This window comes from Polaribacter sp. IC066, from assembly GCF_007997085.1.
In the GTDB taxonomy this organism is placed as follows: domain Bacteria; phylum Bacteroidota; class Bacteroidia; order Flavobacteriales; family Flavobacteriaceae; genus Polaribacter.
Genome location: NZ_VORR01000007.1, coordinates 1 through 21,668 on the forward strand (window position 1 = coordinate 1; position 21,668 = coordinate 21,668).

20 protein-coding genes are annotated in these 21,668 nt (G+C 30.8%); all 20 read left to right on the plus strand.

Annotated features, from left to right (window positions below; all coding sequences use genetic code 11):
• Positions 1-118 precede the first annotated feature (118 nt).
• Complete coding sequence (locus tag ES044_RS03410) at positions 119-826, plus strand: hypothetical protein (protein ID WP_147119591.1); 708 nt, start codon at positions 119-121, stop codon at positions 824-826.
• 418 nt (positions 827-1,244) lie between these two features.
• Complete coding sequence (locus ES044_RS03415) at positions 1,245-1,778, plus strand: ester cyclase (RefSeq protein ID WP_147119590.1); 534 nt, start codon at positions 1,245-1,247, stop codon at positions 1,776-1,778.
• 114 nt (positions 1,779-1,892) lie between these two features.
• Positions 1,893-2,942, plus strand: a complete 1,050-nt coding sequence (locus ES044_RS03420) for a proline iminopeptidase-family hydrolase (RefSeq protein ID WP_147119589.1) — start codon at positions 1,893-1,895, stop codon at positions 2,940-2,942.
• Positions 2,943-3,078: 136 nt separating this feature from the next.
• On the plus strand, positions 3,079-3,594 hold the full coding sequence (locus ES044_RS03425; RefSeq protein WP_147119588.1) for a nuclear transport factor 2 family protein: 516 nt from the start codon (positions 3,079-3,081) through the stop codon (positions 3,592-3,594).
• Between the two features lie 160 nt (positions 3,595-3,754).
• On the plus strand, positions 3,755-4,270 hold the full coding sequence (locus ES044_RS03430; protein ID WP_147119587.1) for a hypothetical protein: 516 nt from the start codon (positions 3,755-3,757) through the stop codon (positions 4,268-4,270).
• 137 nt (positions 4,271-4,407) lie between these two features.
• Positions 4,408-4,869, plus strand: coding sequence for an alpha/beta hydrolase (locus ES044_RS03435; RefSeq protein WP_147119586.1), 462 nt, complete (start codon positions 4,408-4,410; stop codon positions 4,867-4,869).
• On the plus strand, positions 4,862-5,302 hold the full coding sequence (locus ES044_RS03440; RefSeq protein ID WP_317131226.1) for a hypothetical protein: 441 nt from the start codon (positions 4,862-4,864) through the stop codon (positions 5,300-5,302). The genes ES044_RS03435 and ES044_RS03440 overlap by 8 nt, the downstream gene beginning before the upstream one ends.
• 156 nt (positions 5,303-5,458) lie before the next feature.
• The gene (gene trmD / locus ES044_RS03445) at positions 5,459-6,139 is read left to right on the plus strand and encodes a tRNA (guanosine(37)-N1)-methyltransferase TrmD (RefSeq protein ID WP_147119584.1); all 681 of its coding nucleotides are present in this window, start codon (positions 5,459-5,461) and stop codon (positions 6,137-6,139) included.
• On the plus strand, positions 6,129-6,887 hold the full coding sequence (locus ES044_RS03450) for a glycosyltransferase (RefSeq protein ID WP_147119583.1): 759 nt from the start codon (positions 6,129-6,131) through the stop codon (positions 6,885-6,887). Before trmD ends, ES044_RS03450 begins: the two co-directional genes overlap by 11 nt.
• A gap of 5 nt (positions 6,888-6,892) precedes the next feature.
• Positions 6,893-8,290: an ArnT family glycosyltransferase gene (locus tag ES044_RS03455; protein ID WP_147186885.1), complete on the plus strand. Its 1,398-nt coding sequence runs from the start codon at positions 6,893-6,895 to the stop codon at positions 8,288-8,290.
• A gap of 183 nt (positions 8,291-8,473) precedes the next feature.
• The gene (gene rplS / locus ES044_RS03460) at positions 8,474-8,824 is read left to right on the plus strand and encodes a 50S ribosomal protein L19 (protein WP_147119581.1); all 351 of its coding nucleotides are present in this window, start codon (positions 8,474-8,476) and stop codon (positions 8,822-8,824) included.
• 645 nt (positions 8,825-9,469) lie between these two features.
• A complete protein-coding gene (locus ES044_RS03465; protein ID WP_147119580.1) occupies positions 9,470-11,692 on the plus strand; it encodes an NADP-dependent isocitrate dehydrogenase in 2,223 nt (740 codons plus the stop codon).
• Between the two features lie 94 nt (positions 11,693-11,786).
• Positions 11,787-13,034 carry an efflux RND transporter periplasmic adaptor subunit gene (locus ES044_RS03470; RefSeq protein WP_147119579.1) on the plus strand — a complete coding sequence of 416 codons (1,248 nt, stop codon included), beginning with the start codon at positions 11,787-11,789 and terminating at the stop codon, positions 13,032-13,034.
• Between the two features lie 6 nt (positions 13,035-13,040).
• Positions 13,041-14,411 carry an ABC transporter permease gene (locus tag ES044_RS03475; RefSeq protein WP_147119578.1) on the plus strand — a complete coding sequence of 457 codons (1,371 nt, stop codon included), beginning with the start codon at positions 13,041-13,043 and terminating at the stop codon, positions 14,409-14,411.
• Positions 14,412-14,413: 2 nt separating this feature from the next.
• Positions 14,414-15,868, plus strand: a complete 1,455-nt coding sequence (locus ES044_RS03480; protein ID WP_147119577.1) for a TolC family protein — start codon at positions 14,414-14,416, stop codon at positions 15,866-15,868.
• Positions 15,869-15,950: 82 nt separating this feature from the next.
• Positions 15,951-18,320, plus strand: coding sequence for a TonB-dependent receptor (locus ES044_RS03485; RefSeq protein ID WP_147119576.1), 2,370 nt, complete (start codon positions 15,951-15,953; stop codon positions 18,318-18,320).
• Between the two features lie 44 nt (positions 18,321-18,364).
• Positions 18,365-19,195, plus strand: a complete 831-nt coding sequence (locus tag ES044_RS03490; protein ID WP_147186887.1) for a DUF4249 family protein — start codon at positions 18,365-18,367, stop codon at positions 19,193-19,195.
• 218 nt (positions 19,196-19,413) lie between these two features.
• Positions 19,414-20,226 carry an N-acetylmuramic acid 6-phosphate etherase gene (gene murQ, locus ES044_RS03495; RefSeq protein WP_147119574.1) on the plus strand — a complete coding sequence of 271 codons (813 nt, stop codon included), beginning with the start codon at positions 19,414-19,416 and terminating at the stop codon, positions 20,224-20,226.
• Positions 20,223-20,468, plus strand: a complete 246-nt coding sequence (locus tag ES044_RS03500; protein WP_147119573.1) for a DUF6095 family protein — start codon at positions 20,223-20,225, stop codon at positions 20,466-20,468. The genes murQ and ES044_RS03500 overlap by 4 nt, the downstream gene beginning before the upstream one ends.
• Positions 20,469-20,593: 125 nt before the next feature.
• Positions 20,594-21,607 carry a DUF6695 family protein gene (locus ES044_RS03505; protein ID WP_147119572.1) on the plus strand — a complete coding sequence of 338 codons (1,014 nt, stop codon included), beginning with the start codon at positions 20,594-20,596 and terminating at the stop codon, positions 21,605-21,607.
• The last annotated feature ends 61 nt before the right edge of the window (positions 21,608-21,668 follow it).

A 21,668-nucleotide genomic window follows, 5' to 3' on the forward strand; every position in this document is an offset into this window, starting at 1 on the left:
TTAGAGAAAAGGTAATCGAATTCTTAGAAAGTCACTCTTGGAAAAATGAGGAATTCAAAAATATCCTAACAGATAATTTTCAAATTATTAAACCTAATTTTTCGGGATCCTATTTGTAATGAGTATACAATTTGTAAAAACAAAAGAAGATATATATCTGAACATTCCGATTATAAAGCAAGTTAAATTTCTATTCGACCTTATTCGAGATCAAAAAGAATTAAAACTGACGAACAAAGGTTTTTTACCCACAAAAATTGTGGCAGAACTTTATAAAAAAGGATATATAAAAGATTATTTGATCGAACAAGGTATCTCTAAATTATATAAAGAAACGGACTCACCTTCCATTCATTTGGCCAAAATTTTAGTGGAATTATCAACTTTGGTAAAAAAAAGGAATAATAAATTAAGCTTAACAAAAAAAGGAATTGACCAAATAGACGACTATCACAAATTATTCAAAACTATCTTCGAAACGTTTACTACTAAATTTAACTGGGCTTATTTCGATGGTTTTAGTAACGATGAAGTAGGACAATCTGGATTTGGATTTACATTAATTCTTTTAGAAAAATACGGAAAAGAATATAGAAGTCCTGAATTTTATGCCGATAAATATCTAAATGCCTTTAATTTTGAAACCAGAAATGACGCTTTAAGGTTTGCAGATAATCCTGAAACAACCTACATGGTAAGAACATTTAGACGCTTTCTAGACTATTTTGGGTTTATTGAATTTGAGAATGATGAAAGGAATTCAAAAATAAGAATAACCAAAACATTTGCTGAATTAATTAAAATACAAGCTCATAAAACGATTTAAATTAATTGTTGCTAAAAGCTTTTCTATAAAATTCCTAAAAAACTTTAGTGGTAGTTTGTGCATCAAATGGAGTATTTAAAAAAACAAAAATCATTCGACACAGCAATATCATCCAAAAAGAACAACAGCCTTTTTTATTGCCAAAGAAAAAAGAATAAACTGAATATTTTAGATAAAGCGCATAAAAAGTAGACTTCCTAAAAAAGAAGTAGCGATAAATATCCTATTGAGAACAAAATATTCGAGATAATACAATCTCTATAAAGATAAAAAATCCAAAGAAAAGATGTTTGTTAAATTAAAAGGTTTAGCTTCACCAATAAATAGCATTAATTTAACAGCTTAAAACATTGATTATCAAAATACGGGTAAGCCGAAAACCGAATTAGAGTAGGCCTATATTTCTTTAAATATAATTATGAAATTAACCAAAACTATTTCCATCGTATTATTTGCTTTGCTACTCTCGTTCACAATTATTAGTTGTAAAAATGAGACTATAAAAGAACCATCAGCTGAACATCTTGCTTTAGAAAAGGCTGAAAAAGAATTAAGTGATAATCTGAAAATGTATAAAACTATTTGGGATGACATTATTAATAAAGGAGAAATTGATAAAATTAATGAAACTAATTTTGATAAAAATATCACATTAATCTATGCACCTGAAAATATAGTCGGAATTGAAGGTTTTAAGGAGTATTATCAAAATTACTTAACCGGATTTTCAGACATCACTTTTACACTTGTTGATGTTTTTGGTCAAGGTGATAAAATTGTGAAACATTGGAACTTTAAAGGAACGCACACAGGAGATTTTTTTGGAATACCTGCAACAGAAAAAAAAGTTGATATTGATGGTGTTACGCTTGTAAAAATGAAAAACGGAAAAATAGCACAAGAACAAGATTTTATGGATAATTTATTATTTAACCAACAACTTGGTTTTTAATTTTTGCAAATTCTTTGAGCATTGATTATCAGAGCTATTTGCAAGTTATGCCTTGTTTTTAAAAAAATATTTCTGCTTGACTAAAAATAATACATCAACTAAAACCGAAAAATTATGAAACCTTTAATCTCAACAGTATTGATTCTTTTGATAATCATGACAAGTTGCACAAATCAAACAAAAGATAAGATTACAAATAATGAAAAAAATAGTTATTTTGACTATTCCAATAGTGATGACCAAGCTACAGGTGGCATTAAAATGATTCCTATAGAAACACCAAAAGGCACTTTTAATGTGTATACAAAACGTATGGGCAACAATCCTACAATGCGTGTACTTTTGCTTCACGGAGGTCCTGGAGTAACCCATGAAATATTTGATAATTTTGACGGATACTTTCCTAATGAAGAAATTGAGTACATTTATTATGATCAATTAGATTCTTATTACAGCGATAAACCCAACGATTCAACCCTTTGGACAACCGAACATTTTGTGGAAGAAGTTGAACAAGTAAGAAAGGCATTAAACCTTAATAAAGATAATTTTTACCTGCTCGGCCAATCATGGGGCGGAATATTGGCTATGGAATATGCTTTAAAATATCAGGATAATTTAAAAGGACTAATTATTTCAAATATGATGGCAAGTGCTCCTGAATATACCAAGTATGCCAATGAAGTTCTCGGTCCACAAATGGATCCGGAAGTGTTAAAAGAAATTATGGACATGGAGGCAAATAATGATTTTGAAAATCCGAGATATAATGAACTTTTAATAAATCATTATTATACAAAACATATTTTGAGAAAGCCTGTAGAGGAGTGGCCAAAATCAATGAATTTGGCTTTTGAGCACCTAAATCCAAATATTTATATTTTTATGCAAGGTCATAGTGAATTTGGAATGACGGGTAATGCATCCTTAAAAAATTGGGATGTATCTGGGAGATTAAAAGAAATTAGAACACCTACTTTAATGCTTGGGGCTAAATATGATACAATGGATCCAAAATATATGGAATGGATGGCTACAGAGGTGCAAAACGGTAGAAGTTTCACTACAAACGGAAGCCATTGTTCTCAATTTGACGCCCCAGAAACCTATTTCCCTGCGTTAATAAAATTTATCAAAGATGTAGACTCGAAAGAATTTAAATAAACGATCTCTGTAAATGTTTGTATAAAGTTCTTTTGATAATCATTAAACTCATATGCATTAAAATTCATAGAAATTTAAAACAGATACGGGTCAGCTGAAAACCGGTTAGAGTAGGCGTATCTTTAAAAAAAAAATTATGAGACAATTAACCCTTACAATCTTTACTATAGCATCATTTTTACTCGTATCATGCAATACAAGCAAAGAGAACATACTTACCGATCAAGATAAAGCAACCATTAAATCTGAAGTGCAGGCGGTAATCAATAACATTGTTGCGAACAGTGAAGCTCTTAATTTGGAGAAAGCAACTGAATCTTATTTAAATAATCCTGATTTTATTTCTATCAGCAATGGAGTAATTGCAGATTATAAAAGTTTTTTAAAAGGAAATAAAGAGTATTTTAATGCAATCGTTTCTCAAACGTATACTGAAAACGATTTGATATTCACAATTATTGATAAAAAAACTGTCATTCTAACGTTCGGTGGATCAGCCTTGGTGACAATGAAAGATCAACAAAAAGTAAAAGTTGACCCATTTTTAGCAACATTAGTGTTTAGAAAAATTGATGACTCATGGAAAGTACTCTACACTAATGAATTTGCAACATTTGCTCCGATAGAGAATGATTCAATAATAAATCAATAGTTAGAAAATTTAATAATCACCTCTTTTATTAAAGTAAAACTAAAAGAGTGCACTGTTAAAATTAGGTGAAATAAAGAGAACAAATAATAGCGTTTAAAAATAATTTTAACACTTCGCTCAACAAAGCTGAAGTAATGCCAACAAACACAAATTAATCGAAATGAAAATAATTCAAAACAAAACAGCACTTATAATTATTATAGGAACAATCTTTTTTCTTTTCCTTACATCTTGTAAAAATGAAGTTACAGAACTGTCATCAATAGAGAAAGAAACTGCCAAAAAAGAAATTTCAGCACGTATAAACGAAATTGTAGAAGGTGCAAAACAACTCAATATTGAGATGGCTATGAATCCGTATTTAGATTCCAAAGATTTTCTTATTATTAATGCTGATGGATCTTCTTTAGATTATAGTGGAATGAAAGAAATGAACTCGGAATCTTTTAAACAAATGAATGTACTAAAGTTTACGACCATAAATGAGAAGTTTCGATTTCTTACAAAAAACAAAGTACTACTTACTTGGTTCGGAAAAAATGAGCTTGAACTAAAATCTGGTGAGAAAATGAAAATTGAATCTTACACAGGAACAATGCTTTTTGAAAAAATAAATAATGAATGGAGCATAGTATATGCGCACGAATCCGCATCTCAACCACAACTGGAAGAATAAGTTTAACAAGACTAAACCCTTACTTTATTAATAGAAAAGATATTTTACTTGATTTTATGAACTTTCATGAAACACTCATATAAAAACTATTAACTTATTTATGCACTAATTGATAGTTTCAATTAGACTCAATCAATATGAAAAATGTAGTACTATACTTAACAATTGCTTGTTTAGCGCTCATGCCATCCTGTACAAAGAAACTCACTAGTATTGAAGACAAATCTTTAGTCCAAATAGCAGCTTTATACGAAGTGCATAAAGATATTCCGTACGACACAGATTCTGAACAAAAAATGGATGTATACGTATCTAAAGAAGCGGCAACTTTTGGCAAGCGTAATTATACGATTCTTTTTTTGCATGGTGGTGGCTTTTATTTTAGTGATAAAAGTGAAGAAGAAAAATATATTGAGCCTTATCTAAAAAAAGGCCTAAATGTGATCAATATGAACTACAGATTAAAAAAGGGAATTCCGATTGCAACAAGCGATTTAACAACAGCATTAAACTTTTTAAAAGCCAATAACAACTATTATAATTTAAATTTAGAAAATATTATTCTGACCGGTTTTTCGGCAGGGCACTCTTATTGCTAACAATGTTGGCTTTTCGCAAAACAATGCAACCTACCCAAATAAACTAAATGAAGGCATAAAAATAACTGGAATTCTAAACTTTTCTGGAGGAGTTGATAGATTAGACCTTGTAGAAAAAACATTTATCGATCATGTGATTGAAGTCTATAGCCAACTAGGCAAGGCATTATTTGTATCCGAAGGTTACGTAACAAAAGCCAATAGTAAAATTTACGAGCCTGCTACTTACATTGATCAAGAAGATCCTCCACTATTTTTATGGCAAGGTGGCATGGACGAACAAATTATTCCAGAAACCTATACCTCTTTTATTCCGATGTTAAGAAAAAACAAAGATGTTCATGTTTTTGTATCCGACGGAGAACACAGCCCCACAGAAACCGAATTTAAGAATGCCTATATAACTATATTTCACTTTTTAGATGCGTTATAAAAAGAGCAACTAAAAATTAAACAAACCAATACTAATTGCTCCTTAAAATCTGCTGGTAAAATGGCGTTTTATAGCGCAATAAGCTAAAAACAAACTACCAAAGGAATTCTACTAAAAACCATTTTACAAAACCACTAAAAAACCTACATTTGTAGCATGCGAATAGATATTATTTCAGTGGCACCAGATTTATTAGAAAGTCCGTTTAATCATTCTATAATAAAACGTGCAAAAGAAAAAGGTTTGGCAGAAATTATAATTCACGATTTACGAGAATATGGTTTAGGCAATTACAAACAAATAGATGACACACAGTTTGGCGGCGGTGCGGGTATGGTAATGATGATAGAACCTATTGCCAACTGTATTAAAAAACTGCAATCAGACCGTGTTTATGATGAAGTTATTTACATGACTCCAGATGCAAAAACATTAAATCAATCTACCGCGAATACGCTTTCTTTAAAAGAAAACATCCTTATTTTAACAGGGCATTACAAAGGCGTAGATCACAGAATTAGAGCATTATTTATCACAAAAGAAATTTCTATTGGAGATTATGTTTTAACAGGTGGCGAGTTAGCTGCTGCGGTTTTAGTTGATGCCGTAGTTCGATTAATTCCTGGTGTTATTGGTGACGAACAATCTGCTCTGACAGATTCTTTTCAAGATAATTTATTATCACCTCCGGTATATACAAGACCTTCAAATTTTGAAGGAAATAAAGTACCCGAAGTGTTATTATCTGGTAATTTCCCTAAAATTGATGATTGGCGTAGTGAACAAGCATATAAAAGAACCAAAGAAATAAGACCCGATTTGTTAGATGGATACTAGGAATAAAAACTTTGAACTAGGCATTATTATTCCTTGTTATAATGAATCTAATCGTTTAAAAATTGAGGACTTTACGCAATTTTTAGAGCACCATAAACAGGTGTTTCTTTGTTTTGTAAATGATGGGTCTTTAGACAATACAGCTGCCATAATTGAACAATTTAATGTTTCTTTTAATGAAAATAGCACACTTTTATCATTAGAAAAAAATCAAGGAAAAGCAGAAGCCGTTAGACAAGGTGTATTATTTGCTAACAAAAATTATTCTCTTCAAAAAATTGCCTATTTAGATGCAGATTTAGCCACCTCAATAGAAGAATGTTACCAAATTAGCAAACAAATTAAAGAAGAAACTGTTTTTGCTTTTGGGTCTAGAATTTCAAAAATAGACAATACCATCGATAGAAAAAAGTACCGTTTTTTTATTGGTCGCTTTATTGCAACCTTAATCTCTATGCAATTAGGTTTAAGCGTTTATGATACACAATGTGGCTGTAAAGTATTTAAAACAGAAATTGTAGCTGCAGTCTTCAAAGAAAAATTTATTTCTAAATGGTTGTTTGATGTAGAAATTTTTCATCGTTTAATGGCACTTTTCGGAAAACAAGAAATGCACAAAATTTGCAAGGAGGAACCACTTAAATCTTGGGTTGATACGGATGATAGCAGGTTAAAAATGACTTATTTCTTTAAACTTTGGTTCGATTTATTATCGATCAGAAATAGATATAAAGCAGCTTTAAAATAATTTAAATGAAAGAACTAATTCAAAAAAAACATTTTTTTACTGTTGCCATCATCCTTTTAATTCTTTGGAGAGCTTTCTTAAATGCTGCGATTCCTTTAATGGATAAAACAGAAGCTCGGTATGCCGAAATTGCTAGAATTATGGCAGAAACGAATGATTATATAACCCCTCAAATAGATTACGGAATTCCGTTTTGGGCAAAACCACCGCTATCAACATGGTTATCTGCATTAAGTTTTGATGCTTTTGGAGTGTTTGAGTTTACAGCTAGATTACCTTATCTAGTATTCAGTATTTTGTTAGTCTTTTTAATAGGAAAATATGCTAAAAGAGAAAACCTTCCCTTTTTTCTACCTGGATTTATTGTCCTGACAATTCCACAATTTTTTATTCATGCTGGGGTAGTTTCTACAGATACATCATTAGCTTTTACCGTTGCTTTAGTAATGCTTTCTTTCTGGGAAGCCATAAAGTACCCCGAAAAAAAAATATGGAAATATTTAATTTTTGTTGGTTTTGGTTTGGGACTGCTAGCCAAAGGACCAATCATTTTTATTTTAACGGTACCTCCTATTTTTATGTGGACGTTAATTTCAAAATCGTTCAAAAAGGTGTTTTCTACATTTCCAATACTTTTAGGGATTCTAATTATGGCATTTGTTGCCGTTCCTTGGTATTATTTAGCAGAACAAAAAACACCTGGATTTATTGATTACTTTATTATTGGAGAGCACTTTAAACGCTTTTTTGATAGCAGTTGGTCTGGAGATTTATATGGTTTTCCCAAACAGCAACCTTTAGGAATAATTTGGATTTTTCTTTTCCTATTTGCATTGCCTTGGATACAAGTTGTGGTTGGTAAATTATGGAAAAACAAAAAACAACTATTTTCTAATCAATGGATTCTTTTTCTGCTATCTTGGTTACTTTGGACACCCTTATTTTTTACGGTTTCTAAAAGTTTAATTCATCCTTATATTTTACCTGTAATGATTCCTATCGCTCTTTTAGGACTTCATTTTTGGAAAGAAATAAAACAAAAAAAGTTAATTATTAGCATCAGTTTAATAATTCCTTTTGCAAGCATAATAACCTATGGTGTTGGTTTATTTGATGGTAACATTGAAAAATATGCAAATTCAGATAAATATTTAATTGAACAATCTGCCAAAAAAGAAATTTCGTTATATCATTACAACACTAAAAGTTATTCAAGTCAATTTTACAGTTTAGGGCAAGTAAAGTCGATGAATTATGAAAAATTGAATATCCAATTAAAAAATGAAAACAAATTTTATTTTATAATTTCTAAAAATGATTCAGAAAAAATTAGTGTATTGATTGATAAAAACTTCAAACTACTAGCTAGTAATAATAAAAAGAACATGTATGTACATCAATAAAAAAAGTGTGCATAACAGAATAGCTGTTTTCACTAGTTTCGATGAATGATGTAGTACAAATAAAGATTTTTAAATAATTTTAATTAATTCTACTAAACTTTTCACTACTTTTGCAACCGCTAAAAGAACCTCTGACGAAGAAATCGTGAATGTTATTTTTGTAAAAATTATAATTATCAAAATATGGAAGCTTTATTAAAATTTGTTCAAGACGAATTTGTAACAAGAAAAGAATTTGCAGAATTTGCAGCAGGTGATACTATTACTGTGTATTACGAAATCAAGGAAGGCGAAAAAGTGCGTACCCAGTTTTTTAGAGGTGTCGTTATTCAAAGAAAAGGAGTTGCAGCTTCTGAAACGTTTACAATCAGAAAAATGTCTGGTACTGTAGGTGTAGAAAGAATTTTTCCTGTAAATTTACCTTCTATTCAAAAAATTGAAGTTAATAAAAGAGGAAAAGTACGTAGAGCTCGTATTTATTACTTTAGAGGTCTTACTGGTAAAAAAGCTAGAATTACTGAAAAAAGAAGATAATCTCTTTTTAAAAATTATATTACAAAACGTTGTGAATTTTCACAACGTTTTTTTTATGCACAAATGTTTATAACCTATGTTAATAACATGTTGATTTTAAATTGATTAAAAATTATGCTATTCCCTAAATCATCTCTACATTTAATTTATAGTTTATAAATTGTCCGTAACGCTTGGTTTCAACAGCCAAAAAAATGGATTATAAATTAATAAAGTAACGTGCTTTATGATTTGCTAGTCTTAATCATTACAGTTCTAAAGGATGTATAACCTTAACAAGTTTTCTTTTACAAATTTTAATCTTTAAAAAATGGCTATCCAAACAATCCCAAAATAGTGAAGACTTATTTCTTCTAACACAAAGCAATATGAGCGTAATCTTATTTATTTTGTAGCAATACAAAATAGTGCTGTTACTATTTTAAAAAAGCCATACCACAACAAGAAATTGTTTCGTATGGCTTTTATTTTTAACTTCTTCGAAATCGATTTCAAAAATTATTGAAAATGTAATAAAACGGCCTAATTAATAGCATTTTTCCAATACAAATATCAACTAAAATGCATAGATTTGCTCGCTTTCAAAATGATGAATTTTCATCGAAAGAATACTATATTCTTACAATTATTTAAAACACAAAATACATGAGCAAAATAGCTAAAATAATATATACAAAAACAGATGAGGCACCTGCTTTAGCAACCCGTTCTTTTTTGCCTATTGTAAAAGCATTTACAAAATCATCAAATATAGAGATTGAAATAAAAGATATTTCTTTAGCAGCTAGAATTCTTTCAAATTTTTCTGATTATTTAACAGAAGAGCAAAAAGTAGAAGATGCGTTAGCTATTTTAGGAGATTTAGCAAATCACCCAGATGCCAATATTATAAAATTACCAAATATTAGTGCTTCTGTATCTCAATTAAAAAGCGCAATTTCAGAATTACAAGCGTTAGGTTATGCTTTACCTAATTTTCCTGAAGGAGCTAAAACAGATGAAGAAAAAAATATTTTAGCCATTTATAATAAAATTAAAGGTTCTGCTGTAAACCCTGTGTTAAGAGAAGGTAATTCAGACAGAAGAGCACCAAAAGCAATTAAAAACTACGCTCGTAGAAACCCACATTCTATGGGTGCTTGGAGCGCAAGTTCTAAAACACATGTTGCTACAATGACCGAAGGAGATTTTTTTCATAACGAAAAATCGATAACGACAAAGAAAGCAACGTCTATAAGTATTCATCATATAGCAGAAAACGGAACTAAAAAAGTTTTAAAAGAGAATTTCAATTTACTAGAAGGAGAAATTATTGATGCTACTATTATGAGTAAAAAAGCATTAATAGATTTTTTAGAAGAACAATATGAAGATGCTTTAGACAAAAACTTGCTTTTTTCTTTGCATATGAAAGGGACAATGATGAAGGTAAGTGACCCAATTATTTTTGGTCATGCAGTTCGTGTATATTTTGCTGATTTGTTTAAAAAGCATGGAAAAACTTTTAAGAAGGTTGGGGTTGATGTAAATAATGGTTTAGGAAACCTCCTTGGTAAATTAAGCGAATTACCAAAAGAAAAACGTGATGAAGTAAGAGCAGATATAAGATATGCTTTTGATCACGGTCCTGAAATAGCAATGGTAAACTCTGATAAAGGAATTACAAATTTACACGTACCATCTGATATTATTATAGATGCTTCAATGCCCGCTATGATTAGAACCTCAGGTAAAATGTACAATTCAGACGGAAAACTACAAGATACAAAAGCAATAATTCCTGATAGTTCTTACGCAGGTATTTACGCAGCAACTATAGATTTCTGTAAAAAGAACGGTGCATTTGATCCTACCACAATGGGTACAGTACCTAATGTTGGTTTGATGGCTCAAAAAGCTGAAGAATACGGTTCTCATGATAAAACTTTTGAAATTGCAAAAGCAGGTAAAGTTGTTGTTTTAGATACAGCTGGTAAGGTTTTAATTGAGCATACTGTTGAAGAAGGAGATATTTGGAGAATGTGCCAAACGAAAGATTTACCAATTCAAGATTGGATTAAATTAGCCGTTACAAGGGCTAGAGCCTCTAATACACCTGCCATTTTTTGGTTGGATAAAAAAAGAGCGCATGATGCAGAAATCATCAAAAAGATAAATTTATATTTGCCAAGCCATAACACTACTGATTTAGATATCAAAATATTATCACCAATAAAAGCAACTGAATTTACTTTAGAAAGAATTGTTAAGGGACAAGATACCATTTCTGTTTCGGGCAATGTTTTACGTGATTATTTAACAGATTTATTTCCAATTTTAGAAGTTGGTACTTCTGCAAAAATGTTATCGATTGTACCGTTAATGAATGGTGGTGGTTTATTTGAGACTGGTGCCGGAGGTTCTGCACCAAAACATGTGCAACAATTTTTAGCAGAAAATCATTTACGATGGGATTCTTTAGGTGAATTTTTAGCACTGGCAGTATCTTTAGAACATTTAGGTACTAAAAAAGAAAATGCAAAAGCATTGGTTTTAGCCGAAACTTTAGAAGAGGCTACAGACAAGTTTTTAGAAAACGATAAATCGCCATCAAGAAAAGTAGGTGAAATAGACAATAGAGGTTCTCACTTTTATTTAGCCTTGTATTGGGCGCAAGGTTTAGCCAATCAGAATAAAAATATCGAACTAAAAAATGAGTTTACGACTCTTGCAGAATCTTTAGCTAAAAATGAAGACAAAATAATTTCTGAATTGAATAAAACTCAAGGTTCTTCGGTAGATATTGGTGGATATTACAAGCCAAATGAAGAGTTAGCTGAAAACGCAATGAGACCTAATAGTATTTTAAACAGTCTTTTAGGTGCATAGCTTAACATCCCTTTTCTCAAAAGATTAACAGAAAGAGTGCTATTTAGCACTCTTTTTTTTGTTAGTTTTGATTTCTAATCAATCCAAAATACTAATGAATAAAAAGCGCATTGCTATTATTGCTGTAATAGCATTAATTTTAATTTACCTGGGCTATAGTTACTTTTCACCTTCTTCTGATGATGCAATGTACTTAACAACAAAAGTAAAAAAAGGCAATTTTACCAGTGAAGTTATTACTTCTGGCGAAGCACAATCCACGAGTTTAAAAATAATTAATGGCCCTACAAATTTAAGAAAATTTAAATTACGAGATATTAAAATTCAAGATTTAGTAGCAGAAGGTACTATTGTAAAGATTGGCGATTATGTAGGTAGACTTGACCCTAGCGGAGTAAATGAACAAATTATAGACGAGCGTTTAAATCTAGAAACAGCAGAATCTAGATATACACAGCAGCAACTAGATACTACACTAACTTTAAAGCAAGAAAGAAATACTATAAAAGATTTAAGTTTTAGTATGGAAGAAACAAGACTAGAACTAAAACAATCTATTTATGAACCGCCAGCAACCATAAAAAGACTAGAAATTAATTTAGAGAAATCTGAAAGAGATTTAAAAGAAAAACTAGAAAATTACAATATTAAAAAAAGACAAGCAAACGCCAAAATGGTGGAAGTTGGTACACAAGTTTTTAAAATTAGAAAAACATTAAACAATTTACTAGAACTTTTAGAGTCTTTTACGATCTATTCTGATGGTGATGGAATGATTACTTATATAAGAGAGTGGAATGGTTCTAAGAAAAAAGTAGGTTCTTCAATAAGTCCTTGGGATCCTACCATAGCTAGTTTACCCGATTTAACTAAAATGGAATCTAAAACGTATGCCAACGAGGTTGATATCAGAAAAATTAAAAAAGACTTGTCTGTAAAAGTTGGTTTTGATGCTTTTCCGGATATAGAAATGGCCGGAATTGTTACTGATGTGGCTAATGTTGGTGAAAACAAAAGAGGTTCTGACATTAAAGTTTTTCAAGTTTCTATAAAATTAGAGGGTTCTGATAAAAATATTAGACCAGGAATGACGACTTCTAACAAAATTTTAACTTTTGAACGAAAAAACGTATTAAGCATTCCGTTAGAAGCTATTTTTTCTAAAGACTCTATTACTTATGTGTATAAAAAAGCTGGTTTTTCGGTAACAAAGAAACAAGTAAAAATTGGTGAATCAAATAACGATTCTGTGATTATTACAGCAGGTTTAGCAGAAGAAGATGTAGTGTACTTAAACAAGCCAGAAGGACTTGATGCTGCCCAAATAGTAACATTAAACTAGTTTTTTATGATTGATAAAATCTATATAGAAAAACTAAAATCTAATTTTAGTGAGGCTGTTCGTGTTATTTTAGCGAATAAAATAAGAACCTTACTCACCTCTCTAGGAATTATTTTTGGGGTTGCTGCCGTAATTACCATGCTAGCTATTGGTAATGGTGCAGAAAAAGAAATATTAGCACAATTAGAGTTAGTAGGTGTTAATAATATTGTAGTTACTCCAATTCCTGATGATAAAGACAATGAAAACCAAGATGAGTCAGAAGAAGGTGCTATAGAAGCTAAACGCTTTTCAAAAGGTTTAGATATGTTAGATGTTGCGAGCATCATCAATACAATACCTTCTGTTAAAACGGTAAGCCCAGAAATTATTTTAGAAACTTATGTCATCAAAAAAGGAAGACAGAATTCTGTAAAATTAATAGGTATTTCTGCTGATTATTTTGAAACTTCTAATATTACTATTGAAAGTGGAAAGAATTTTTCTAATCCACAATCAGAAAACGCGCTTCCTGTTTGTATTATTGGTAAAAAAATAGAGAAAAAATTGTTTACAGGAGAAAGTGCGGTTGGCAAACAAATTAAAGTAAAAGACGTTTGGTTGCAAGTTATTGGGGTTATCGAAGAAAAATTTATTTCTGATAATGCACAAGAAAATTTAGGCATTAGAGATATGAATCTAGACATCTATGTTCCTATAAAAACATTTTTGGTGCGGTATAAAGATCGTAAAATTATACGCGATAAACCAGTTGAAAGAAATGGTGGTATGGTTTTTTTTAGCGGAGGAGAGCAAGGACCTAAAAAGAGAATCCCCAGAGGTAACTACCATCAAATTGATAAATTAGTTGTTCAAGTTGAAAACTCTTCTCAATTAAACGCAACCGCAGATGTTTTAAGTAGAATGCTAAAAAGAAGGCATAATGGTATGTTAGATTTTGAAATTTCTATACCTATTCAGCTTTTAAAACAGCAGCAAAAAACCAAACAAATATTTAATATTGTGTTGAGTATTATTGCTGGTATTTCGTTATTAATTGGCGGAATTGGTATTATGAACATTATGCTGGCTTCTGTTTTAGAACGAACAAAAGAAATCGGAATTATTAGAGCTATTGGTGCCACACAAGAAGATGTAATTCTGCAATTTTTAACAGAATCTGTTTTGGTAAGTATTGGTGGCGGAATTATAGGTATTTTTCTAGGTATTTTTGCCTCCTATATTCTAGAAATAACCACAGGAATTGAAACTATATTAACGTTAAGTTCAATTTTACTATCATTTTTTGTTGCCACACTTATTGGATTAATTTTTGGTATTGCACCCGCAAAATCTGCCGCAAGCAAAAGCCCTATTGAAGCTATTAGACACGAATAACTATGAAAAATATTTTAATCACTTTTTGCTTTTTACTATCGATTAAAGCCTATTGTCAACAACAAATTACGCTAGACCAAGCCATTGAAATTGCTCAAAAAAAATCTCCAGAATACAAAGCCCTTATCAACCAAAACCAGGCAAGTTACTGGAGATATAGAAACTTTAAAGCTAGCTTTTTGCCACAGTTGCGGTTAGATGCAACCTTACCCTCCTACTCTAACTCCATTAACAGACTTACAAATGATCAAGGAGAAGATATTTTTGTGCAAACAAATCAAGCAAGATTTGAAGGTAATTTATCTTTAAATCAAAATTTAGCTTTTACTGGAGGTACGTTATCTTTTAGTTCTCAAGTAGAACGAGTAGATCTTTTTACGAATGATGCTACTAGATTTGCTGTAATTCCGTTTTCTATTAATTACCGACAAAATTCTTTATTCTACAACGAGTTTAAATGGAATAAAAAAATAGAGCCTTTAATTTATGAAGAGGCAAAAAGAGATTTTATTGAGGGTATGGAAGATATTTCTTTAAATACCACTAGAAGATATTTTGCCTTGTTAAAAGCACAAGTTCAATCTAAAATTGCCCAATCTAATTTTTCAAATCAAGATACTTTATTTCAAATTAGTAAAGGACGCTTTAGAATGGGTAAAATTGCAGAAAACGACTTATTACAAATAGAATTATCTGTTTTAAACTCTAAAAATGAAGTTACTACAAACGAAATAAATATCAAAAGAACATCGCAAAATTTATCTCGTTATTTAGATTTAGAAAGCGAAAACCTACTATTAAATACTCCTAAAGAACTATCAACATTTACGGTTACTGTTGAAAAAGCTTTAGAGGAGGCAACATCGAACAGAAAAGCTGTTATAGAATTTAGAAGAAGACGTTTAGAAGCAGAACAAGAGGTTGCAGAAGTAAGAGGTAATAATAGATTACAATTACGACTAAATGCTAATTTTGGAGTATCACAACAAGGAGATGTTTTTAATGATTTATTTCAAGACTATAATCAGCAACAAAATGTATCTGTTTCTGTTGGTGTGCCTATTTTAGATTGGGGCGTTTCTAAATCTAGAAGAAAATTGGTAGAGGCTAATAAAGATTTAGTAAACACCTACGTTGAGCAAGATGAACAAGAGTTTGAGCAAGAAATTTATTTACATACGTTAAACTGGCAAAACCAACGAAGCTTTTTAGAAATTGCCAAAAAAGCGCAAGCAATAGCTTTAAAAAGATACGATATTACTAAAAAAAGATTCATTTTAGGTAAAATTACCATCACTGATTTAAACATTGCTTTACAAGAAAAAGATAGAGCTGCTTTGAGCTATTTAAACTCTTTAGAGAAATTTTGGACTGATTATTACACTTTAAGAAGATTAACACTCTATGATTTTATCAAGAATGAAAAAATTGAAGTGGCAGCCTTAATTTATGACTAACCTTTTTTTAACGTTTTTTTTCATTTTATAATAGTACTTTTGTTAACCTAATAAATGATTTAATCAAACAAAGAAAAATAATTTGAAAAAGATTTACTTTCTATTTTTTTTGCTATCGTTCTCTGCCTATAGTCAAGAAAAATTTACAGTCAGTGGCACTGTTTACGACAATTCGAGTAACGAAACCTTAATAGGGGTTTCTGTATATTTCCCAGAATTAAATGCTGGCACAACAACAAACGAATATGGTTTCTATTCAATAACAATTCCAGAAGGATCTTTCAAAATTCAAGTAAGCTATTTGGGTTTTACTACGATTGTAGAAACCATTAACTTATCAGAAAAAATAACTAAAAACTTTGATTTAAAGGAGGAAGCAGAAAGTTTAGACGAAATAATTATAGCCGCAGATATTGAAAAAATCAATATAAAATCACCTCAAATGAGTGTGAATACATTAACATCTGCAACTATAAAAAATATTCCTGTAGTTTTAGGTGAAGCCGATATAATTAAATCTTTGATTTTGTTACCTGGTGTTACAAGTGCTGGCGAAGGCGCATCTGGTTTTAATGTAAGAGGTGGCGCAGCAGATCAAAACTTAATCTTATTAGATGAAGCAATTGTTTTTAACTCATCACATTTATTTGGTTTTTTCTCGGTTTTTAATCCTGATGTTATTAAAGATGTAAAATTGTATAAAGGCGGAATTCCGGCTCGTTTTGGAGGTAGATTGTCATCTGTTTTAGATATTTATCAGAAAGAAGGAAACAGCAAAGAATTTAATGTTACTGGCGGAATCGGTTTAGTTTCTTCTAGATTATTAGTAGAAGGCCCAATAGAAAAAGAAAAAAGTTCATTTGTTGTTGCAGGTAGAGCTTCTTATGCGCATTTATTTTTACCTCTTTTTGACAATGATAACAAAGCATATTTTTACGATTTAAACGGTAAATTTAATTACCGCATCAATGACGAGAATAACATATTCTTATCAACTTATTTTGGAAAAGATGTATTTGGTGTGAGCGATAATTTTGTAAATGAATACGGAAATACAGTGGTAAATCTGCGTTGGAATCATCTTTTTTCGGATAAAATATTTTCTAACCTGTCTTTAATTTATTCTGATTATTTCTATGGTTTAATCCTAGATTTTGTTGGTTTTGAATGGGATTCTGGAATTACAAACTACAACTTAAAATATGACTTTAAACATTATTTAAATGATAAATTTAAGTTGAGCTATGGTATCAATAATATTTACAACCGATTTAATCCAGGAGAAATTATTCCGAATAGAGAAGATTCTGGTATCCAAAGAGAAAAATTAATTGATAAATATGCCAACGAATTTGCAGCATATTTAGAAGCTGAACATAAAGTAAATGATAAACTGACATTGCAATATGGTATGCGTTTTAGTAATTTTACACGCTTAGGGCAAGATGAATTAAATGTTTACGAGAACGACCAAGCTGTTATTTATAATGAAGAGTTTAAGCAATACGAGTCTGCAGAAGCAATTGGTACCGAATCATTTAAAAGAAGCGATGCCTTGGCAACCTTCAGTAATTTTGAGCCAAGACTATCGTTATCTTATGTTTTAGATGATAATACATCGATTAAAGCAAGTTATAACCGAATGGCACAGTATTTACATTTACTAACCAATACGGCCTCTCCTACCCCATTAGACGTTTGGGCGCCAAGTGGTCGTTTTATAAAACCTCAATTATTAGATCAGTATGCTTTAGGCTATTTTAAATCAATAAAAGACGGAGATTATTCTTTAGAAACAGAAGTGTTTTATAAAGATGTACAAAACAGAATTGACTATATAAACGGCGCAAATTTAGTTGCTAACAACGAAATTGAAACTGTTATTTTAAACGGACAAGCAAGAGCTTATGGTTTAGAAGTTTTGTTCAAAAAAAATTCTGGAGATTTTAAAGGTTGGTTTGCTTATACTTTATCTAGATCAGAGCAACAAACTTTAGGAAGAACCGCCGATGAACCCGGAATTAATCAAGGCGAATGGTACAGTTCTCCTTTTGATAAAACACACGATATCTCTTTAAACGGAAGTTATGAAGTATCTGAAAAATGGACTTTTAACGCCAACTTTTTACTACAAACTGGGCAACCTACAAATTATCCTGTTGGGCAATATGAAGTGCAAGGCATAAATGTTCCTATTTTTGATGATAATAGAAGAAATGCAGACAGGCTGCCAGCATACCACAGATTAGATGTTTCTGCAACGTTAACACCAGAAAAGAATAAAAATAGAAATTGGCAAGGAGAATGGGTTTTTGGTCTTTATAATTTGTACGGAAGACAAAATGCAGCCTCGATCAATTTTAGACAGAATAGAGAAACTTTTAGAAATGAAGCAGTGCAAACTTCTATTTTTGGTTTGGTGCCTTCTGTGACGTATAATTTTGAATTTTAACAAGAGACTAAAGTTCCTTGCAATTCTGTGCAATACATAAAAAAATGAAAAAAATATTTATTCTAATACCAGTATTATTTCTCTTTTTTACAGGCTGTGAAAAAGTGGTAGATATTGATGTTCCGTCTATCACACCAAAATTAATTATAGATGCCGCTTTTGAAGTGTACTTTGATGAAACTCCTGTTACTGCAAATACAACTGTAAAATTAAAATTATCTGCTGATTATTTTGATGAAACAATTCCTGTCGTTACAGATGCTATTGTTTTTGTTACAAATTTATCAAACAATACAATTATAAATTTTTCTGATGCCGATGCCGATGGAAGTTACGAACCTGTAACAACCTTTATTCCGATAGACGCTATTGAGTATGAGTTAACTGTAATTCACGATAATGAAACCTATAAAGGAAAAGCAACCAAAGTAAAATCTACACCACTAACAAGTGTTGTACAAGGCGATGAAACCCTATTTTCTGGAGAAGAAACAGAATTAAGAGTAAATTTTACAGATTTAGGCCCAGAAGAGAACTTCTATTTATTTGATTTTACAAATAATCTATTCACCTCTATTGATGATCGTTTTTTTAATGATGCACCTTATAATTTTTCGTTCTTTTACGGTGAAGATGAAATTAATTTACCAACGGCAGTTACTGTAAAAATGTCTGGAATTTCTAGAGCGTATTTTACTTATTTTAGAATTTTAGTAGGTCAAAGTGGTCAAAATTCTGGTGGTCCTTTTGAAACCGTACCTTCTTCTTTGCTCGGTAACATGATCAATACCACAGACGATGATAACTTTCCGTTAGGATATTTTCATATTGCCGAAACAGATACTTTTACACTGTTTTTAGTTGAAAAAGAATAAGTTAAGAGAATTTAAATTGCTTTCTTAATTTGCTATAAAAGTATCCAAAGAAATAGTTTCCTTGGATATTTTTTTGTCCTAATTTTAAAACATCATCTCTAATATACTCATTTTATAAATTTGTAAAACAAGAACGTAACTAACTTTTCTCTAAACAAAATTTGTGATACCGCATAATAATATGCTGAAAAACTGTAAAAAATCAGTATTTTTGAAAGATGACTTTTATAAAAACTACAGAACAAGATTCTAACTACTCGCATCTAGAAAAGATGTCGGTCATAGAAATCCTGACCAACATAAATAACGAAGATAAAAAGGTGGCTTTAGCAGTCGAAAAGTCTTTGCCTCAAATAGAAGCTTTAACAACTAAAATTGTTCAGAAATTAAAAAATGGCGGAAGACTTTTTTATATTGGTGCAGGTACTTCTGGCAGATTGGGTATTTTAGATGCATCAGAATGTCCGCCAACCTTTGGTGTTTCTCATGAATTAGTGGTTGGTTTAATTGCTGGTGGCGATTATGCCATTAGAAAAGCCGTTGAATTTGCAGAAGACTCTAAAACACAAGGCTGGTTAGATTTACAAAAACATACTATAAGTGCAAAAGATGTGGTGGTTGGCATTGCGGCATCTGGCACCACGCCTTATGTAATTGCCGCTTTAGAAAAATGTAACGAAAACGCTATTATTACAGGTGCTATTTCTTGTAATAAAGACAGTCCGCTCTCAAATACAGCACAATTTCCTATTGAAGTGATTGTTGGTCCAGAGTTTGTAACAGGCAGTTCTAGAATGAAAGCAGGTAGCGCACAGAAACTCGTTTTAAACATGCTTTCTACCACAACAATGATTCAACTTGGTAAAATAAAAGGGAATAAAATGGTTGATATGCAACTATCTAACGATAAATTAGTAGATAGAGCAGAAAAAATGTTAGTTAAAGAACTACATATCGGCCAAAAAGAGGCAAGTGAATTATTATTAAAATTTGGCAATGTAAGAACTGCTATTTTAAATTATAAATTATGAGTACAGATACAAATTTATTAAGCAAAGGTTTGATAAGATTAGGCATTTTAGTTTTTTTATTTATTGCATCCCCTATAACCATTACAATGGGGTTTAAAGCGTTTGACAGGTTTACAGAAGCTCCTAAAATTTATTTTGCATATCTAATTTTAGTTGCAGGTTGCGTGCTTTTTATGTACACGTTATACTTTGCTTTTAAAACGTTTGCCATATTGCGAAAAGCTATTTTTACTGATAATTAAATGCTAAAAACGACGCTGTATTCTAAAAATTTATTTCGATTACGAGTTTTTTTCATTCTTAATTTACACAAAAAAAAAATTAGTTAAAACGCTTAAGAAAAAAGTAGCTCTCAATAGAAGGATGCATGATCAAAAATAAAAGTATGAATTCTGATGGGATTGTTATTATACTGTCTTACCCAGACACCGTTGTTAGACCTGCTTATTGGGAATCATTTAGTAGATTTTGGACAAAAATTGGCATCGGTAGCGAGCATGCAGTGCAAGCTGGGCATACTGGATTTCTTTTGATAAAAAAAAACGAGCCTGAAATAAAATACTTTGATTTTGGCAGATATATTACCTCTTATGGCAATGGAAGAGTACGATCTTTTGAAACAGATCCTGAACTCTATATTCCGTTAAAAGCAACTTTTAACAACAATACCTTAACAAATTTAACAGATATTCTTCTTTGGTTAGAAAGGCATCCCGAAAAAACACACGGAAAAGGAAGGTTAATTGCAAGTATGAATCATAAAATTGATTTTGATACTGCCTTGAATTTTATCCATCAATTAATTGATAAAAAAGAACTCCCTTATGGTGTATTTCTAAAAAGAGGTAGCAATTGCGCGCGTTTTGTAACCGATACCATGATTAATTCTTGTACTAAAAAAAGGATTCAAATAAGGCTAAAATGCTCTTACCTGCTTACGCCTAGCCCAATTGGTAATATCTTAAAAGGAAAAACAATTCATGAAATTTATGAAGTACAAAATCAAAAAATAAAAGAATATAAAAACCGCTCAATTTTAAGAGAGTACAAAGAAAATTTTTTCAATAAGTTTACGCATCAACTTAATTTAATAGGCACCGAATTACCAGATATTAACACTTTTAATTTAGAGAATGCTACCTGGCTATCGGGAATTGGAAGCGGTGCTTGGTTTAAAATTGAAGAGCAATTAAACACCTCTATATACCGAATTTCAAGATATACTAAAGATGGCAATAAAGACTTTGAAAGCTTTTTTGATACGCATGATCCTTCCTTTAATTTCAATCAAAACTACAATTTCATTCACCCTACCAGTTGTAAAGAAATACACATTAAACAAAGAGAACAAGAATTTGTTTTTAAACAAATACAGTTGTAAACTTTATAGAAGTAGCTCACGTTAAAAATTATAAAATGTTGAGTTTTTTTTTAAATTTTAT

What these genes read in the sequence shown, in the direction of transcription:
- ES044_RS03500 (WP_147119573.1), top strand. Translation starts at nt 20,223, where the DNA reads ATGAGTACAGATACAAATTTATTAAGCAAAGGTTTGATAAGATTAGGC.
- ES044_RS03415 (WP_147119590.1), top strand. Translation starts at nt 1,245, where the DNA reads ATGAAATTAACCAAAACTATTTCCATCGTATTATTTGCTTTGCTACTC.
- ES044_RS03505 (WP_147119572.1), top strand. Translation starts at nt 20,594, where the DNA reads ATGATCAAAAATAAAAGTATGAATTCTGATGGGATTGTTATTATACTG.
- ES044_RS03470 (WP_147119579.1), top strand. Translation starts at nt 11,787, where the DNA reads ATGAATAAAAAGCGCATTGCTATTATTGCTGTAATAGCATTAATTTTA.
- trmD (WP_147119584.1), top strand. Translation starts at nt 5,459, where the DNA reads ATGCGAATAGATATTATTTCAGTGGCACCAGATTTATTAGAAAGTCCG.
- rplS (WP_147119581.1), top strand. Translation starts at nt 8,474, where the DNA reads ATGGAAGCTTTATTAAAATTTGTTCAAGACGAATTTGTAACAAGAAAA.
- ES044_RS03430 (WP_147119587.1), top strand. Translation starts at nt 3,755, where the DNA reads ATGAAAATAATTCAAAACAAAACAGCACTTATAATTATTATAGGAACA.
- murQ (WP_147119574.1), top strand. Translation starts at nt 19,414, where the DNA reads ATGACTTTTATAAAAACTACAGAACAAGATTCTAACTACTCGCATCTA.
- ES044_RS03425 (WP_147119588.1), top strand. Translation starts at nt 3,079, where the DNA reads ATGAGACAATTAACCCTTACAATCTTTACTATAGCATCATTTTTACTC.
- ES044_RS03420 (WP_147119589.1), top strand. Translation starts at nt 1,893, where the DNA reads ATGAAACCTTTAATCTCAACAGTATTGATTCTTTTGATAATCATGACA.
- ES044_RS03435 (WP_147119586.1), top strand. Translation starts at nt 4,408, where the DNA reads ATGAAAAATGTAGTACTATACTTAACAATTGCTTGTTTAGCGCTCATG.
- ES044_RS03450 (WP_147119583.1), top strand. Translation starts at nt 6,129, where the DNA reads ATGGATACTAGGAATAAAAACTTTGAACTAGGCATTATTATTCCTTGT.
- ES044_RS03480 (WP_147119577.1), top strand. Translation starts at nt 14,414, where the DNA reads ATGAAAAATATTTTAATCACTTTTTGCTTTTTACTATCGATTAAAGCC.
- ES044_RS03490 (WP_147186887.1), top strand. Translation starts at nt 18,365, where the DNA reads ATGAAAAAAATATTTATTCTAATACCAGTATTATTTCTCTTTTTTACA.
- ES044_RS03475 (WP_147119578.1), top strand. Translation starts at nt 13,041, where the DNA reads ATGATTGATAAAATCTATATAGAAAAACTAAAATCTAATTTTAGTGAG.
- ES044_RS03410 (WP_147119591.1), top strand. Translation starts at nt 119, where the DNA reads ATGAGTATACAATTTGTAAAAACAAAAGAAGATATATATCTGAACATT.
- ES044_RS03465 (WP_147119580.1), top strand. Translation starts at nt 9,470, where the DNA reads ATGAGCAAAATAGCTAAAATAATATATACAAAAACAGATGAGGCACCT.
- ES044_RS03455 (WP_147186885.1), top strand. Translation starts at nt 6,893, where the DNA reads ATGAAAGAACTAATTCAAAAAAAACATTTTTTTACTGTTGCCATCATC.